This window comes from bacterium, assembly GCA_016716565.1.
GTDB lineage: Bacteria > Bacteroidota > Ignavibacteria > Ignavibacteriales > Ignavibacteriaceae > IGN2.
Window position 1 is genome coordinate 337,107 of the sequence record JADJWC010000003.1, and the last position, 17,216, is coordinate 354,322.

A 17,216-nucleotide genomic window follows, 5' to 3' on the forward strand; every position below is an offset into this window, starting at 1 on the left:
ATATCTCAGCATCTGAAGACAAAAAGCCTATATTTTCTTATATTTACATACCTTTAGAGTTAATAATTAAACAAAGTCATGATTGAAATAAAAAATGTAAAGATTGGTTCAAATCTGCCGTTTGTACTTATCGCTGGTCCCTGCGTTGTTGAGAACGAAAAAATTACTTTTTCCACTGCTGAACAAATCAAAAGCATAACTTCAAAACTCGGTATTCCATTCATATTCAAATCAAGTTATAAGAAAGCAAACAGGACAAGTCTGACTTCCTTTAAAAGTATTGGTGATGAGGCGGCAATAAAAATTCTCGGTGATGTAAAAAAGAAATTTGATGTACCGGTGCTGACTGATGTTCATTCAATAGATGAAATTGCAACTGCTGATGAAGTTGCTGATGTTATTCAAATTCCAGCTTTCTTATGCAGACAGACAGAATTGTTGATAGCTGCAGGCCAGACTGGGAAAGCCGTGAATGTGAAGAAAGGTCAGTTCGTTGCGCCTGAGGATATGAAATATGCTGTCGAAAAAATTGAATCTACGGGGAATAAAAAAATTCTCGTGACAGAACGAGGCTCAACATTCGGTTACAATAATCTTGTTGTCGATATGAGAGCACTGGTAATTATGAAAGAATTTGGATATCCGATTGTTATGGATGCAACTCATTCTGTTCAATTACCTGGTAGCGGAGGCAAAACCAGCGGTCAGCCGAAATTTATAAAGCCATTAGCAAAAGCTGCAGCAGCAGTCGGTATTGATGCTCTGTTTCTTGAGGTTCATCCCGATCCTAAAAAAGCATTGAGTGATGCTGAAAGTCAGTTACCTCTATCTGCTCTCGAGGAGTTACTTATTGAAGTTCAGCAAATTGATTCATTAATTAAAAAACTATAAATAGAATTTTATTTTTTATCTAAAATGATAGAAGGTTGATTTTGACAGAAAATGAAATTATAAAAACAGGAAGAAGCGTTGTTCGAATTGAATCTGAAGCAGTTGCAAATCTTGAGCAAAGTATAAATTCAGATTTTGTAAAAGCTGTTGAAACAATTTACAAAGCTAAAGGAAGAGTAGTTCTAACTGGAATGGGAAAGTCAGGACTAATTGCCAGAAAAATCGTTGCGACATTAAATTCAACCGGTACAGCTGCAATTTATCTTCATCCGACAGATGCACTTCACGGCGATCTTGGAATGGTGAGGAAAGAAGATGTCGTAATGATAATTTCCAAAAGTGGTTCAACAGAAGAGATCTCACGACTCTTCCCAATGTTCAAAAGACTCGGTGTGAAGATCATTGCAATGTCTGGAAATCCTGATTCATCACTTGTAAATGAAAGTGATATCTTCCTTAACATTAGTGTAAAAGAAGAAGCCTGTCCTCACGATCTTGCGCCAACTTCTTCAACAACAGCGACTCTTGTAATGGGTGATGCACTTTCAGTTGCACTTCTGCAAAAACGCGGATTTACAATTGAAGATTTTGCATTGCTTCATCCGGGTGGAAGTCTTGGTAAAAGATTATCTCTTAAGATTGATGAAATAATGACTAAAGGCGATGGAGTACCGATAGTGAAGGAAGATGCCTCAATAAAAGATATCATCATCGAAATGACAAGTAAACGACTCGGAACCACCTGTGTTGTAAATAAGGAAGGCAAATTAACCGGCGTTATTACTGATGGTGATTTAAGAAGACTTCTTGAAAAAACGATGGAAGTAAAAAATCTTGTCGCTACTGATATCATGTCAAAAAATCCGAAAGTTACCGACAAAGATTATCTGGCATCATTCGCTCTGCAAATAATGGAAAGTCACAAAATCACTTCTCTCATTGTAGCTGACCGTGATAAAAAACCCATCGGAATTGTTCATCTTCATGATCTTGTTAACCTTGGACTTCAGAGAAGATGAAATATTTCCTCCTGATTTTATTTTCATTCTTAATATTTCGCTGCACTGGTAAAGATGTAAAACCACACGTAGATTCTTCATTTGTCGTTGAAGAATTACCCGCACAGGAAAGCTGGAACTCAACTGTTTTTTTTACTGATTCAGGAAAAACTCGAGCTGTGCTCACTGCCGGTCATTTACAGGTATTTAATACAAGAAAAGAAACGATCCTCGATGCTGGTGTTAAAGTGGATTTTTTCAATGCACTTGAAATAAAAACTACGACTCTAACATCTAAACGGGGAAGAGTAGACGAAACAACAAATGATTTGTTTGCGATTGATAGTGTTGTTGCTGTCAATGACAGCGGAATTGTTGTCAAAACAAACGAATTAAAATGGCGTAACAGTGACAAGAAAATTGTTTCAGATAAATTTGTTACAATAGATTCACCTGATGAACACATAGAAGGATATGGATTTGAATCTGATCAGCATCTTAGGAATTATGTCATTTATAATATCACTTACATCACTAAAGCAAAACAGGAATAATGCTCCGAATATTTGCGATTACTTATTTGATATTTTTTCAGGTTTTGATCCTTGCTCAAGTTGAAGATGAGAGGATCATCGTTATTGGTGATAGTCTTGTGGGAAAATTTATTGAAGGTGAATCGATAAGAGAAGTTGTCGGTAATGTAAGATTAAGTCAGGGAAATGTAATTGTAACATGCAATATGGCTATTCAATATCTTGCAAGGAATGAAGCGGAGTTGATTGGAAATGTTATTGCAAAACAGGATAGTCTGACACTTCAGACAGAAAAAGGTTTCTACTACGGTAACTTAAGAAAAACCAAAAGCACCTCTGGAATTATTCTAGATGATACAAAAGTTATTTTGTCTGCAGACAGCGGCGAGTACTATTTCGATGAAGCTCGTGCTTTTTTCCAGACAAACGTAACTCTTGTTGATTCAACTACTACTCTTTCATCCGATGAACTCACATATTTTCAAAAATTGGATAAATCTATAGCCATCGGAAATGTGAATATTACCGATAAAGATAATATCATCTATGCCGATACTTTAACGCATCTTCGCAGAACAAAATACAGTATTGCCGATGGAAATGTGAGCATAAAAATTCTTCGGGATAATTTGACGATATTCGGTAATCATCTTGAAGACGATGGTCAGTTAAAATATACTTTGATTGATGAATCACCATTGCTGATGCAGATTGATACAACTTTCAACACAGAAGAAGTTGATCAGGATAGAATTTCCATTGATACACTTCTTATTAAAAGCCGGGTTATGGAGAGTTTCAGAAGTGGCTTGGATATGTTTAAAGCAACTGATTCAGTAAAAATTTTGCGTGGTGGTTTTGCTTCTCTCAATGATTTATCAGTTTATTTCAGAGATGAAGAAAAAATTGTCACCAACAGGTTGGGTGAAGAAAGACCGAGACCGGTTATGTGGTATGAATCGTCGCAATTGACAGGCGATTCAATTACAATTTATTTGGAAGATGGTGCGATTAAATCCCTGGTTGTTGATAGAAATGCTTTCATGCTTTCACAGAATAAAATATATCAGCAACGATTTGACCAGACATCTTCTGACAGCGTGCAGCTTCATTTTTTTAATAACAGATTACAGAGAGCGGAATTTGAAGGTAAAGTTCAGTCAATATATTATATGTACGATGAGGACACACCCAACGGTCTCGTGAAATCGACTGCACAAAAAGCCCTAATTCTTTTTCAGGAAAATGAAATAAACCAGGTAAAACTATTTGGTTCACCAACAAGCGAATATCATCCTGAAATTAAAGTCGAAGGTTTAGAAAGAACATTTACTTTACCTAAATTTGTTTTACGAGAAAACAGACCTGGAAAAAAAGATTTTATAACGAACCAATCAGAAAATGAGTAAAACACTTAGAAGCGATTCACTCGTAAAAATTTATAAGAAGCGAAAAGTTGTTAACAAAGCTTCTGTTGAAGTTTCAAAGGGCGAAATTGTTGGATTACTTGGACCAAACGGTGCTGGTAAAACCACAACTTTTTATATGATAACAGGGATGATAAAACCTGATGCTGGACGAGTTTTTCTCGATGATGAAGAGATAACAAAAATTCCTATGTATAAACGTGCACGAATGGGAATCGGTTATCTTCCGCAGGAAGCTTCAATCTTCAGACGGCTGACAGTTGAAGAAAATATTTTAGCAGTTCTTGAGATGGCAGAACTTGACAAAGATGCAAGAATAAAAAAATGTGAAACTCTGCTGAATGAATTATCAATAACTAATATCCGAAAGAGCAAAGGATTTCAGCTTAGCGGAGGAGAAAGACGAAGAACTGAAATTGCTCGGGCACTTGCAACCGATCCAAGCTTTATCTTACTTGACGAACCATTTGCAGGAATTGATCCGATTGCTGTTGAAGATATCATGAACATAGTTGCAAATTTGAAGAACAGGGGAATAGGAATTTTAATCACTGACCACAACGTTCACGAGACATTAAGCATTGTTGATAAAGCTTACATTCTAATCGATGGAGTAATTTTCAAACAAGGAAGTGCGGATGTTCTTGCAAATGACGAGGAGGTAAAGAAATTATATCTTGGTGAAAAATTCAGATTGGATAGGTACTCTTAAAATTTGCTAAAAGCTTCTCAGCAACTTTTAAGTTATTAATCTTCCCAACATCAATCCATTCATTCTCATTGTGGACATAACCAAAAATCTTTTCTTCCCTTGCAGCTGTCATGTAAAACTCGACTAACGAAAAAACATTTTTTTCGGGAAAGTATTTAAAAATATTTGGATCGATTATCTGGATACCGCTGAATGACATTGCCTTTAATTTAGTTGGAGAATTCCTGGAAATAATTTTTTCCCCTGTTTTTTCGTTTGTCCATCCGCCGAGAATATTATTTTCATCAAATAGAAATTTGCGGGAAGATTCTCTTTCTTGAACCGCTAAAGTTGCAATGCTATTAGAATCAATGTGGAAGTCCATCAGCTTTTTCAAGCTGATGTTTGAAAGTATATCAACATTGTAAACCAGGAATGGTTTTCCATCTGAAAAAAAGTGTGACGCTTTTTTTAATCCGCCGCCGGTATCTAATAACAAATTGCTTTCGTCAGAGATTTCAATTTTGCAGTTGAAAAAATTTTTCTGTTCGAGATAATTTTTTATCTGCTCAGCATAATGATGCAAGTTTATTATAATCTGATCAAATCCTTCTGATTTTAGTTTGTTGATTTGAAGTTCGAGGAGAGTTTTGTCCTTAATCCTTATTAATGCTTTTGGGGTTGAATCTGTAAGTGGTTTTAATCTTGTACCGAGTCCCGCAGCGAGAATCATCGCACGCATCACAGATTTCCTTTTTTATTGATCTGCGTGTGATTCAATGAAACATCGACTTTAAAGTTTTTCGTGATATGCTTGGCAAGATTTTCAGCACAGTAAACAGAGCGATGCTGTCCACCAGTGCAACCGAAGTTTATCATCAGATTTTTGAAACCACGTTCTGAATAATTATTAACTGCTGCATCAACGATTGAATAAACAGATTCTAAAAAGTTTTTTACATTACTTTTATTTTTCAGGAAGTTAATTACATTTTCATCTTGTCCGGTGTTATTGACGTACTCCGGATATCGTCCTGGATTTTCAAGTGAGCGGCAATCAAATACAAAACCTCCGCCATTGCCTGAAAAGTCTTTTGGAATTCCATTCTTGTATGAGAAACTATTGATTGTAACTTTTAGTCTATTGCTAGACGCTTTCAAGTTCAGATTTTTCAATTCTTCATTTACTAAAATTGAATCAACCACTTTCGTGAGTTCAGGAAGATATTTGGGAATATGATTTTTTTCAGACAGCCACTGAAGATTCTTCAACGCAAAAGGAATGCTCGACAGGAAATGAGATTTATTTTCATAATATCCTCTGAATCCATAAGCACCGAGTGTTTGCATCAGTCTTATCAAAACAAAACCATAATAATATTTTAAAAAACTTTGACTTTTGACTTTTTCAGCCGGAGGCTGATCAGCCTTTGGATGAGACTTTTGACCTGCCTGAACTAGATAATATTGCAATAATTCATCTCTAATCTGCGGGGATAAATTTACTTTCGCTTGAAATAAAAGCGATGCAACATCATACTGCAGTGCTCCTTTTTTTCCTCCCTGGTAATCGATAAAATAAAGCTGGTCGTTACAGATTAAAATATTTCGCGACTGAAAATCACGATACATAAAATATTTTGCATCAGCAGAAAGAAGAAACTTTGAGAAAGCATGGAAATCATCTTCCAATTTCTGCTCATCGAAAGGAATTTTTGCCAGCTTAAGAAAGTAATATTTGAAATAGTTTAAGTCCCAAATAATTGACTGCTTATCAAATCTATTTCTCGGATAACAAACTGAATAATCCAATCCTTTGTTGCCATCTATCTGAAATTTGAGCAGATGAGTAAGAGAGTCTTTGTAATAGTCAATTGTTTTTTTTGATATTCCACCCTGCGAGATTTCCTTTTCAACAATAGAAAAAAGAGTTGTATCTCCGAGGTCTTCAAGGAGGTAAACATTTTCATTTAACTGCTGAGAATAAAGTTTCGGAACATTCAAACCTCTTTTGAGAAAATGTTTGGTGAATGTTATGAAAGCTTTGTTCTCTTTCTTCTCCGGATTGAAAACTCCAATAGCACTTTTTTGTTTGCCTGATATTCTGAAATATTTTCTGTCTGAACCTGATTGGACTAATGGTTGAAAATCTACCACTTCTTCATTTGCCCAATCTTTAAAAAGCTTGATAAGTTTTTGACGTGTATTTGTCATCTGGGATTCAGGAATTCTTCTTTTAATAGTGCGTAGATATATTGATCAATAAATTTTCCTTCTTTGAAAACTGCTTTCCTTAAAGTTGCTTCCTTTTTGTAACCGCATTTTAGCAAAACTTTTTCAGATATGTCGTTACCCTCAAATACATTTGCGAAAATTCTGTTCAGCTCAAAATTAGTGAATACAAAATCAGTAAATAATTTTAACGCCTGAGAAATTATTCCTTTATTCCAGAATGGTTCGCCGAGCCAGTAACCAATTTCTGCTGAAAACCTGTTAACATCTTCCTGAAGATGAATCCCAATTGCACCAATAAGTTCTCTCTCGCTGGCAATCGCAAAATTTGATTCAGGATCCTGGTTGCAGGTGTGAACGAGCCACATTTCTGCCATCTCTTCTGTATACGGAAAGGGGAATTGATCTCTTAATAATTTAGAAACGTTGTAGTTGTTGGCATATTTCACAATTGCTGTCTTGTCAGAATACTCATAGCTGCGGATACAATATTCACCAAAAGAAATTTTCATAACGTAAAAGTAAGAAAAATAAAGCAAGGAATACTTTTACCAATCTCCATCAGATCCGCCGTAAGCACCCTGGTCATTCCGCGAGCCATCCCAATCATTAAACTCGAATGAGGGATTACCGGCATCTTTACAAGGAGAATTCCCCTGCAGATGATAATCTGATTCCGAAATAAATAACGGATCCAAACTATCCGGGTCCATAAAATTATATTGCTCAAAAATATTTGTGCTGTCACCTGAAACAAGATGAATCCTCGTATCGCCGAGGTATGAAAAGTTTTTGTAAAATATATTATTCTGTATTTCTTCGTAAACCGGATCAACAAATGTGATTGCGCCGCCAAAATTCAAACAATAGTTTTTGTAGAATGTGTTGTTAATAATTTTGTTGGAAGAGTTTTGTGAAAGAATTGCTCCGCCATAATCAAGACATTCATTGTCATAAAAGATATTGTTGATTATTTCCGAATTACAGTAAAGTAAAGAAATTGCTCCTCCGTATTGAGCATAATTATAGTTGAAATAACAGTTCTTAACAACCAGGCTGGCATTTGATGTTTCTATCGCACCATGTTTTGAATCACTCCCGATAGGCAGATAAACTTCCTCAATATCACAAAAAATAAAAATTAAACTATCAGTCGGATTTTCAGAGTGAATTCCTTTCCAGGCTGTTCCGAAACCCTCAAGAACTATCCGGGATTGTTTGTTACCAATTGCTCTAATTCCTCCGGAAATGTACAGTCCCGCATCTGATTTGAAAAAAATTAAAGTGCCGGATTCAATTGTGAGTGTTGTTCCTGCCGAAACTGAAATGTCTGATGAAACATAATATGGAGATTTGCTTTTCAGTAATGGATCTGAAAGTTCGCCTTTAATAACTGTGAAAACTCCACCAAGACCCGGATCAGCTGGATCGGTAAACAGAGAACGTTCAGAGCAACTGTTCAGAAAAATAAAAATTATAAATGCTATTTTTGCTAAGTAAGATTTCATTTAATAATACTGAAACCGATTGACTAAAATTAAAATTCACTCATTTAAAAAATACATTTTCCTATTCAATTTGGTATGAAAAAATATTTACTCAACTTTTCCATTTTTCTGATATTGGTGATTTCATCGTGTTCACGAAATGAAGTCTCTGTTAAAATTGAAGTTGTATCAAATAACTTACCAACCGGAAGTGTTGTATACATAACCGGAAACGATGATCAACTAGGTAACTGGCAGCCTAATTTAACAGCGCTTGAAGAAGTCGAAAAAGGTAAATGGATAAAAAGTTTTTCTTTCCCAAGAGGAAAAAAACTGGAATTTAAATTCACACGAGGAAACTGGGAAACTGAAGCATTAAATGAGGATAGTACAACACCACCAAATTATGCGTTTGAAGTCCGTAATGATACGACTATTTCAATTGAAATAAATCTTTGGGCTGATCAGGTTGAGAGGAAAATTGGCGGACAGATTACCGGAATCGTTGAGTATCATAAAAATTTTTTAGGGGAGGGAATAAAACCCCGTGATATTATAGTTTGGCTACCTCCTAACTATCAATTAAACACCGAGGAACGATACGCTGTTTTATACATGCACGATGGACAAAATATTGTAGATCCTTCAACTTCGACATTTCAAGTTGATTGGCAAATTGATGAAGCAGCAGATAGTCTCATTAAACAAAAATTAATTGAACCGATAATTATAGTCGGAATCTATAATACAACTGATCGAAACAGCGAATATGCAGAAAATGATACAAGTTATGCTTATATGAATTTCATAGTCGATTCACTTAAACCGTTTATTGACAGAACTTACAGAACAAAACCTGATAGAAATAATACAGCGAACGGTGGAGGATCACTTGGAGGATTGATTTCTTTTATCCTCGCGTGGGAATATTCTGATGTTTTTTCGAAGGCAATTTGTTTTTCACCGGCTTTTAAAGTTGATCAGTATAACTTTGTGGATAATGTGCTGAAGTATTCAGGAAATAAAAAAGAGATTAAATTATTTATTCACAACGGAGATAATGAACTTGATACGCAGTTACAAACCGGTGTTGATGAAATGCTAAAGGCTTTAATTAAGCAAGGGTTCAAAGAGAAGTCGGATTATATTTACATTAAATCCAAAAACTCTCTACACGGTGAAAGGGATTGGGCGAAAAATATTTCACGTGCATTAATTTATTTGTTCGGAACGGAAAAGGGGAAAAGTTTACTTTAATTTTTTCTCGAAGTGCTGATAATCTTTCAGACTCTTCCAATCACCGCCCCAACTCCAGCCTCTCTGTTTGAATTCTTTAACAAGCTGAGATGAAGATGAAATTGTCCCGGCTTTTGTAGTATCATAAATACAGTCTGATGGCAAACTCGATCCGTTTTTAATGTAAGGATTTTGACGCGGATTTATGTCAATCGCTAATCCGGCAGCGTGATTTGAAATTACTCTCGTTCCGGAAATGAATCTGTAATTAAAAGCGGAACTATTATTGTCCTTCATTGATTTTTCATCTGACCAGTCGTATTTGCTGATCGGGATAACTTTTTCGACAGGAAAGCGTGACTCTCTGATGAACTCAAATACTTCAATAATATCAAGCACAACATCTTTATGAACTACCAGCTGTCCTTTATGAAGCTTTTCATCAAAACCATAATAATAAACATCCACAATACGCAAATTTTCAAGTGTAGTTTGCGGAATTGACTGACCGGCAACAGCTTCATCAAAATCCACATTCGAATCAATTACAGAATCAGAATCGGATTTTTGACTTTGTGCGTTATCAAAATTGAATACTAAAAAAGCAACAGTCAGAAATACTAATGTTTGAGTAAAAGAGATTTTATTTCTTATCATTTTGCTCTGGAATCAATCAATGTTTAGCTGAAATTTATCGTAAAAGTAAAACCACTTTTTGTAAAAACATAGGATAAAATTATTACGCAATGAGTAGATGATATTAATTATGAATATATTTCGCCGTCAAAATTTTAAAAAGGAAAAAAATGCAAAAATTATTGTTCGTATTGGTAGCAGTTTTAACCGTTGCGTTGATAGGCTGCAATAAAGGACCAGAAATAAAAACACTTGAATCAGGATTACAGTATTTAGATGATTCTCTTGGTACTGGCAGAGAAGCTAAAGCTGGTGATCTTGTATCAATTCACTTCAAAGGATGGATGGTTCCGAAAGATACTGCCGGCGAATTGTTTTCTGATTGGTCTGTAGATGAATCAAAAAAAATGTTGTCACTGGGTGATTCAAAAATGAGAAACCAGCCAATTAAGTTTGTACTAAATACAGGTTCATTTATTAAAGGCACGGATGAAGGTATCGTTGGTATGAAAGCCGGCGGTGTGAGAACTATGATCATTCCTTCTAAGCTTGCTTACGGTGAAGCTGGAGTCGGTTTTGTTCCTCCAAATACTGATTTAAAAGTTGTGGTTGAACTCCTTGAAGTTAAAGATAAAGGTGTTGCCAAAATGTGGGAGGTAGATTCAACGTTATTTAAAGCAACTGCTAGCGGATTAAAATACGCAATCATCTCTCAAGGTGAAGGACCTACCGTTGAAGCCGGGAAAGTTGTAACTGTACATTATTCAGGTTATTTGCAGGACGGAACTTTGTTTGACAGCTCTGTTGAGAGAGATGAACCAATTCAGTTTGTTGTTGGACAAGGTCAGGTAATTCCAGGTTGGGATGAAGGAATGCAACTTCTTAAAAAAGGTGACAAAGCAAGATTTATTGTTCCACCGCAGCTTGGTTATGGTGAAATGGCACTTGAGAAAATACCAGCGAACTCAACTTTAATATTTGACACTGAAATAGTGGACGTAAAATAGCACTTCATAGTTGATGCATGGTTGCATGTCCTCATGCAATCATGCAATCAACCAATCGCTCGATTCATTTTTTATTCTGAAGTTCCCACAACTTGATGTAATTCATCATCGTGCTGACGGAATGCAGCAGGGAAATGATCAATCCATAAACTCCATCTTTAAATCCCCGCCTGATAAAGAAAAAAGCAAAGAAAGCTGAGACCGTGTGTGAAAAGATTATCCAGCCGTTAACACGTTTTTTCTTTTGAAATAGTTCCTGGGATTTTAAAGAACTGTAACGATTAATTTTTGCTAAATAATCTGAGAAAGAAGAGAATGTATAATGGAGCATCGGATTTTTAAGCACACTGATTTTACCGTCAACGATAAATTTCTCGTGTACAAGTCGATTGCTGAAATCAGCTTTGGATTTTTTCATCAATCTCAACTGAAAATCTTTTTCCCAGCCGCAGCTTGTTATTTCCTTATCCATCAGGAAATTTTTTCTCCTGATTTTAAAACCGTTAAAATCATCCGGATCAAGATTCATTATTTCTTCTTTTAATTCAGGAGTGACTCGCTCGTCTGCATCAAGACTCAGTACCCATTCATTTGTGGCGAGACTAAGTGCAAACCTTTTCTGGGGAACGTAACCTTCCCATTTTTTGATTATAACTTTGTCTGTGAATTGTTTTGCAAGCTCGATGGTTTTATCAGTACTCTCAGAATCAACTACAATAATCTCATCAGCCCATTCGACACTCTGCAGGCAATCAGAAATATTTTTTTCTTCGTCCTTCGTTATAACTATTACGGAAATTTTGTTCATCGATTATTATAAGTGAAAATGGATGAGTCAAATATAAAACTTTATGAGACTTATTGCCTGCGAATAGTATACTCCACCAAAAAGATTCAGATGGTTAAGAACATGGTATAGCTTATAAATATTCTCTCTGTAGTCGTAACCATCTTCCAGTGGGAAAGTCTCGTTGTAAGCTCGATAAAATTCAAAACTAAATCCGCCGAATAATTTTGTCATTCCAAGATCAGCTTCGCGGTGCCCGTAATAAACAGCCGGATCAATCAATACTGCATTTCCATTTTCATCAACCATATAGTTGCCTCCCCAAAGATCACCGTGCAGCAATGAAGGCTTCTCTTGTGTGTTGCCGATAACATCTACAATCTTATTTTCAAGTTTAGATATTCCTTTTCTCAATTCACCTGTTGAATTACCTTGCTTTTCAGCAAGCTGATGCTGAAACAATATTCTTTTGTTGAAATAAAAAGCAGTCCAGTCCGATTTTTCTTTCTCGTCAGGAATATTAATCTGCGGATTTGAGCCAATAAAATTGTCTTCATAAAAACCGAATGTTTCAGAAGAATACTTGTGCATTTCAGCAAAGTTCCTTCCAAAGTCCTCGAAAAAATTTTTAATCTTATTTCCTGACGGAATGAACTCAAGAAGAATATAATCTTTATCAAAGTTTAAGAGTTTTGGAATCCGTATCGCATTTGCTTTCTCAAGTTCCATTAATCCGTGTGCTTCTTTTATAAACATATCATTTGAAACAGAAGAGTTGAACTTCAGAAAATATTGTTCGCTTTCTTCGGTTGTTATTTTGTAAGCATCACTGATACACCCACCAGAAAGGGAGGTCAAGCTTTTGATTTTACTCCCAAGTTTCTGTTGGATTTTAGTTTTTATTTTCTCTTCTGATATCATCTTCAACTTTGTTCAGTAATCCTTCAACTGAATCTTCAAGAATGTCAAGAACATATTCGAACCCATCACTGCCGCTGTAATATGGATCCGGAACTTCATTGACCTTCATTTTATTTCCGAAGTTTACCATTTTATAAACTTTATCCTTGAATCGATTTCTTTTGTCGAGCGAAGTTATCTCGTAATAATTATCATCATCCATTGTTACGATGTAATCAAAATGCTCAAAATCTTTCTCCGGATTGAATTGTCTTGCTCTACTATCAAGTTTATAACCACGATTTGACGCGTGTTTAATCATTCTTGGATCAGGAGATTCTCCTGAATGATAGTCGAGTGTTCCCGCCGACTCAATTTCTACTTTGCCATCAAGCCCTCTTTTTTCAGCCAGTGTCTTTGCGATCCCTTCAGCTGCGGGGGATCGGCAAATATTTCCCATACAAACAAATAAAATTCTTTTCTTACTCAAGTATTCTCCCCAAAGATTGTTACAACAATTTTTCTGCTTCCGGCATGATTCCGATGTTCGCACAAATAAATTCCCTGCCAGGTTCCGAGGTTCAGTTTCCCATTTGTTATCGGGATTGTTAATGAATTTCCAATTAAAGTTGATTTAATATGTGCAGGCATATCATCTGAACCTTCTGAGTTGTGATCATACCAGGGTTCGTTTTCTTTGACGGTGCGACTAAAATATTTTTCCATATCAGAACGAACTTCAGGATCAAAATTTTCATTTAGAGTGATTGATGCAGAAGTATGCTTAATTAAAATATGCATCAATCCAATTTGAATTTTATTTAGTTCAGGTAACTGGTTAACGATCCCATCAGTCACGAGATGAAATCCTCTTCCGCGTGGTTTTAATGTGATTTCTTTTTGATACCAGATCATTTTATTAATTCCGCTTCTACAAAAATGCAGTTTGGAAATTTTTCGTAACCTATTGGATTTAGTCCCAAACACTTGCCAAAAACAATGATGAGTGAGCCATTTGTCAATGAAGATGCTTTCTGCACAGTAACTTCATCTTTTATTATGCAAAAGATTTTTAAGTTGTCGTTATTTGATTGAAGTTCCAGAAAACTATTTCCGCTTTCTGATTGAATAAAGGACTTAACACTTCCCGATAGCTCAATGTCTTTGTCGATAAATTTACTATCTGCTGTTTTCTGATCGATGGAATAGCTTTCTACTAGTTCACTCGCACTAATAACTATATTTTTATCCTGATAAACAATGAAGAAAAGAACAAATATTATCAGCAGAAGCATTAGGACGTTTGCATATTTCCTCTTCTTCTTTTTCAATTATTTATTAATCCTGCAATTCATATCAGCGAAATTAATTCTTTAAAATAAGAAAGGCGAATCTTGAGATTCGCCTCTACAAATTAATTATTGCGAGAATTACTTCGATGCAAGTTTAACTTTGAATGTAATTTCTTCGTTACCTCGTTTTACAACCACATCCACTTCATCGCCGGGAACAAAATCACCTAGTGCATAAGTAAAATCATAAATATTTGAAATCTGTTTCCCGCCGAAAGAAACAATTATATCGCCGCCCTGCAATCCTGCAAGCTGTGCGGGACTTCCTTCAGATACGCCGCTGATTTTATAACCATCTACGTTGCTTGCAAAATCGGGAACGGTACCAACATAAACTTTTCTTGTAAACATCTGTCCTGATTCTTTTCAACGAGCAGATAATCCGGTCGCTCAGGATTTTGATCAATATCAGCAACAATATCATAAACATAATTCAGAATATTTTCCTCAGCAGCGAAATTTATTTTTTCTGTATCATCGGAAGGCTTGTGATAATCTTCGTGTGTCCCGGTGAAGAAAAATAATACAGGTATTTTCTTACCATAAAAAGATGAATGATCGCTCGGTCCAAATCCTTCATCATTAAAAGTCAATTTGAATCCGTACTTGTTGTGGTTGTTAAGTATATCTTTCCAGTTTGAAGATGTGCCTGTTCCATAAACAATAAGAGAGCTGTCTTTCAATCTTCCAATCATATCCATATTTACCATCGTAATTGCATCCTCAGCAGGGAAGGGCAAATTATTAACAAGATAATTTGAACCAAGCAAACCAAGCTCTTCACCGGAGAAAGCAAAAAACGCGATGCTTCTTTTTAATTTATCTTTTTGTGAAGCAAATTTTTCAGCTATTTCTAAAACTCCGGTTGTTCCTGAAGCGTTATCATCAGCGCCATTGTGTATCTGCGGTTCATCACCGCGATAAAGTGAACCTTCACCACCCATTCCAAGATGATCGAAGTGAGCACCAATTATTATCCATTCGTTCTTTAATTCAGGATCGGTTCCCTCGATGAAACCGCCCACGTTCCAGCTGATTGATTCAACCTCTTTTACTTCAGTTGAAATTTTTGCTGATGAATTCTTTAATTCAATTGATGCTGGTTTTTTGGTTTCGATTATTTTACTGTGAATTTCCTTCAGACTTAATCCTTCAGATTGAAAAAGCTGTTCGATAAAACTTCGTTTAATACTTACAGCAGCAAAACCGCTGATTGAACCGCCTCTGTCAAAGCTGAATTCAACAAGATCATCACTTGTTTTGTTTTCATCATATGGATTAATAAAAATGATTCCAGCTGCGCCTTTATCTCTTGCAACCGATGCTTTCTTCCTCAAAGGTGAGTGAGCATCAAAACCTGAATGAGCAACATTCGGTTCAGGAGTATTTCTGAAAACAATTACGATTTTATCTTTAACATCAATTCCATTGTAGTCATCATATTCAAGATCGGAAGCTGAAATTCCAAATCCGGCAAAAACCAATTTTGAATTCACTTCAACATTTCAGGAGAATGGTACGGTTATGTATTCTTCGTTCAGCTTAGGTGTGACTTCTTTCCCATTTGAAGTGAATGATAGATTATTTTTGTCTGTAAGTTCAATAGTTTTGATAAATGGAAATTCCTGCAAGTAGTTATCACCAAATAATGGTTCCAGACCATAATTTTTAAATTCATCGCTGATATAAACTGCGGCTGCAAATAATTCCTGTGTACCACTGTCTCTCCCTTTTAATTTATCTGATGCAAGAAAAGTAATATGTTCTTTAATTTCTTCAGCAGTTATTTCAGGACTAGAAATAGTCTGTGAATATGTTGAAGCATAAGTGAAAAGAATTAAAATTAGCACTAAGATTTTTTTTGAATTATTGTTATTCATTTTTTCCCTTTAAAATTTTATTCAAAAATTGTAAATCATTCACAGGTATCCGGAATCTGCTACCAAGTATCGAGTAGCTGAATCCTGCATCTAGCATTAACAATCTAATCCACCCATTCTGCGATAAACACATTCGTGTCGCCTTCTTTTTTATTAAATCTGTTTGAACAAAAGACAAGCTGCTTGCCATCTTTTGTGAACATCGGAAATCCATCGAAGGTTTCGTTGAATGTAATTTGCTCTAATCCGGTTCCGTCAATATTGATTAAATATAAATCAAAATTTCTTCCTTTTTCACTATTGATATTGGATGAAAAAATTATTCGTTTGCCATCAGGATGAAAGAAAGGTGCGAAGCTAGCCTTGCCGAAATTTGTAATTTGTTTTATATCTGAACCATCTGCATTCATAATATACAATTCCAGAATTGATGGACGGAATAATCCGTTTTGTGCTAGCTCTTCGTAATCTTTTAATTCTTCTTCAGTTTTTGGTCTGCTTGCACGAAATACTATTTTGCTTCCGTCCTGTGAAAAGAATGCGCCACCGTCGTATCCTTTTTCGAATGTTAATCTTGTTTGATTCGTGCCATCGATGTCCATCACATATATTTCAGGATCACCATCTCTTGTTGAAGTGAAAACAATTTTATCGCCTTTGGGAGAAACTGTCGCTTCAGCATCATACTTTCCGGAAAAAGTTAACTGTTTGACATCACTTCCATCTGCATCAGCTGAGAAGATATCGAACGAATCATACAACTGCCAAACATAACCTTTTGCTCTGTCGGGTGGAGCAGGGCAGTTCTCGTCAACTAAATGGGTAGAAGCATAAATGATTTTTCCATCACCGGGTAAATAATATGCACAGGTAGTTCTTCCTTTTCCGGTAGAAACTAATTGCTTTTCACTTCCATCAATATTCATTGTAAAAATCTGATCGCATTTCAAATCATCGACTGTTGCCTGAAAAATTAATTTGTTTTCAGCGAAAGAAAGATAGGCTTCAGCATTTTCTCCACCATCGGTGAGCATCCTTACATTGCTTAAATGTTTTTCTCCTTCAATAGTAAACTGCTCTTGCGAATAGCTGAATTGAAAACCAAATAATGAGAGAGAAAATATTAAATTAATATAAATTAGATTTTTCATGGTAATCC

The 17,216-nt window shown here is 35.6% G+C and carries 21 protein-coding genes; 7 read left to right on the plus strand and 14 right to left on the minus strand.

Annotated elements, in window-relative coordinates; all coding sequences use genetic code 11:
* Positions 1-78: 78 nt before the first annotated feature.
* Genes kdsA through lptB form a run of 5 tightly spaced genes read left to right on the plus strand, consistent with a single transcriptional unit; the run spans position 79 to position 4,561 of the window.
* On the plus strand, positions 79-891 hold the full coding sequence (gene kdsA / locus IPM14_13630; GenBank protein ID MBK9099133.1) for a 3-deoxy-8-phosphooctulonate synthase: 813 nt from the start codon (positions 79-81) through the stop codon (positions 889-891).
* Positions 892-932: 41 nt separating this feature from the next.
* Positions 933-1,910: a KpsF/GutQ family sugar-phosphate isomerase gene (locus tag IPM14_13635; GenBank protein MBK9099134.1), complete on the plus strand. Its 978-nt coding sequence runs from the start codon at positions 933-935 to the stop codon at positions 1,908-1,910.
* Positions 1,907-2,443, plus strand: a complete 537-nt coding sequence (gene lptC, locus IPM14_13640) for an LPS export ABC transporter periplasmic protein LptC (protein ID MBK9099135.1) — start codon at positions 1,907-1,909, stop codon at positions 2,441-2,443. The genes IPM14_13635 and lptC overlap by 4 nt, the downstream gene beginning before the upstream one ends.
* Positions 2,443-3,831: a hypothetical protein gene (locus IPM14_13645; protein MBK9099136.1), complete on the plus strand. Its 1,389-nt coding sequence runs from the start codon at positions 2,443-2,445 to the stop codon at positions 3,829-3,831. Before lptC ends, IPM14_13645 begins: the two co-directional genes overlap by 1 nt.
* Positions 3,824-4,561: an LPS export ABC transporter ATP-binding protein gene (lptB, locus tag IPM14_13650; GenBank protein ID MBK9099137.1), complete on the plus strand. Its 738-nt coding sequence runs from the start codon at positions 3,824-3,826 to the stop codon at positions 4,559-4,561. Before IPM14_13645 ends, lptB begins: the two co-directional genes overlap by 8 nt.
* Here lptB and IPM14_13655 read toward each other — a convergent pair.
* The 4 genes from IPM14_13655 to IPM14_13670 are packed head-to-tail and all read right to left on the minus strand — an operon-like array spanning position 4,539 to position 8,280.
* Entirely contained in the window at positions 4,539-5,282 is a 744-nt protein-coding gene (locus IPM14_13655; GenBank protein MBK9099138.1) for a nucleotidyltransferase family protein, read from the minus strand. The two genes, lptB and IPM14_13655, sit on opposite strands and share 23 nt — an antisense overlap.
* Entirely contained in the window at positions 5,282-6,754 is a 1,473-nt protein-coding gene (locus tag IPM14_13660) for a phosphotransferase (protein ID MBK9099139.1), read from the minus strand. The genes IPM14_13655 and IPM14_13660 overlap by 1 nt, the downstream gene beginning before the upstream one ends.
* A complete protein-coding gene (locus IPM14_13665; GenBank protein ID MBK9099140.1) occupies positions 6,751-7,284 on the minus strand; it encodes a GNAT family N-acetyltransferase in 534 nt (177 codons plus the stop codon). The genes IPM14_13660 and IPM14_13665 overlap by 4 nt, the downstream gene beginning before the upstream one ends.
* A 36-nt stretch (positions 7,285-7,320) precedes the next feature.
* Positions 7,321-8,280, minus strand: coding sequence for a right-handed parallel beta-helix repeat-containing protein (locus IPM14_13670; protein ID MBK9099141.1), 960 nt, complete (start codon positions 8,278-8,280; stop codon positions 7,321-7,323).
* Positions 8,281-8,355: 75 nt separating this feature from the next.
* Between IPM14_13670 and IPM14_13675 the strand changes: the two genes are divergently transcribed.
* Positions 8,356-9,516, plus strand: coding sequence for a histidine kinase (locus IPM14_13675; protein ID MBK9099142.1), 1,161 nt, complete (start codon positions 8,356-8,358; stop codon positions 9,514-9,516).
* Here IPM14_13675 and IPM14_13680 read toward each other — a convergent pair.
* Entirely contained in the window at positions 9,508-10,152 is a 645-nt protein-coding gene (locus IPM14_13680; GenBank protein MBK9099143.1) for a M15 family metallopeptidase, read from the minus strand. The genes IPM14_13675 and IPM14_13680 overlap by 9 nt on opposite strands.
* A gap of 149 nt (positions 10,153-10,301) precedes the next feature.
* Between IPM14_13680 and IPM14_13685 the strand changes: the two genes are divergently transcribed.
* Positions 10,302-11,138: an FKBP-type peptidyl-prolyl cis-trans isomerase gene (locus IPM14_13685; protein ID MBK9099144.1), complete on the plus strand. Its 837-nt coding sequence runs from the start codon at positions 10,302-10,304 to the stop codon at positions 11,136-11,138.
* A gap of 64 nt (positions 11,139-11,202) precedes the next feature.
* Here the strand turns inward: IPM14_13685 and IPM14_13690 are convergent, their stop codons facing one another.
* The 9 genes from IPM14_13690 to IPM14_13730 form a co-directional block, all read right to left on the minus strand.
* Positions 11,203-11,946, minus strand: coding sequence for a glycosyltransferase family 2 protein (locus tag IPM14_13690; GenBank protein ID MBK9099145.1), 744 nt, complete (start codon positions 11,944-11,946; stop codon positions 11,203-11,205).
* 27 nt (positions 11,947-11,973) lie between these two features.
* Positions 11,974-12,846 (minus strand): fructosamine kinase family protein, encoded by an 873-nt coding sequence (locus tag IPM14_13695; protein MBK9099146.1) that lies wholly within the window; start codon positions 12,844-12,846, stop codon positions 11,974-11,976.
* Complete coding sequence (locus IPM14_13700) at positions 12,818-13,285, minus strand: low molecular weight phosphotyrosine protein phosphatase (GenBank protein ID MBK9099147.1); 468 nt, start codon at positions 13,283-13,285, stop codon at positions 12,818-12,820. The genes IPM14_13695 and IPM14_13700 overlap by 29 nt, the downstream gene beginning before the upstream one ends.
* Before the next feature lie 26 nt (positions 13,286-13,311).
* Positions 13,312-13,737, minus strand: a complete 426-nt coding sequence (locus IPM14_13705; GenBank protein ID MBK9099148.1) for a YjbQ family protein — start codon at positions 13,735-13,737, stop codon at positions 13,312-13,314.
* Complete coding sequence (locus tag IPM14_13710) at positions 13,737-14,156, minus strand: hypothetical protein (protein ID MBK9099149.1); 420 nt, start codon at positions 14,154-14,156, stop codon at positions 13,737-13,739. The genes IPM14_13705 and IPM14_13710 overlap by 1 nt, the downstream gene beginning before the upstream one ends.
* Positions 14,157-14,255: 99 nt before the next feature.
* On the minus strand, positions 14,256-14,528 hold the full coding sequence (locus tag IPM14_13715; protein ID MBK9099150.1) for a PDZ domain-containing protein: 273 nt from the start codon (positions 14,526-14,528) through the stop codon (positions 14,256-14,258).
* The gene (locus tag IPM14_13720; GenBank protein MBK9099151.1) at positions 14,474-15,673 is read right to left on the minus strand and encodes a M28 family peptidase; all 1,200 of its coding nucleotides are present in this window, start codon (positions 15,671-15,673) and stop codon (positions 14,474-14,476) included. The genes IPM14_13715 and IPM14_13720 overlap by 55 nt, the downstream gene beginning before the upstream one ends.
* Before the next feature lie 9 nt (positions 15,674-15,682).
* Entirely contained in the window at positions 15,683-16,057 is a 375-nt protein-coding gene (locus IPM14_13725; GenBank protein MBK9099152.1) for a hypothetical protein, read from the minus strand.
* A gap of 104 nt (positions 16,058-16,161) precedes the next feature.
* Positions 16,162-17,208, minus strand: a complete 1,047-nt coding sequence (locus tag IPM14_13730; GenBank protein ID MBK9099153.1) for a PD40 domain-containing protein — start codon at positions 17,206-17,208, stop codon at positions 16,162-16,164.
* Between the last annotated feature and the right edge of the window lie 8 nt (positions 17,209-17,216).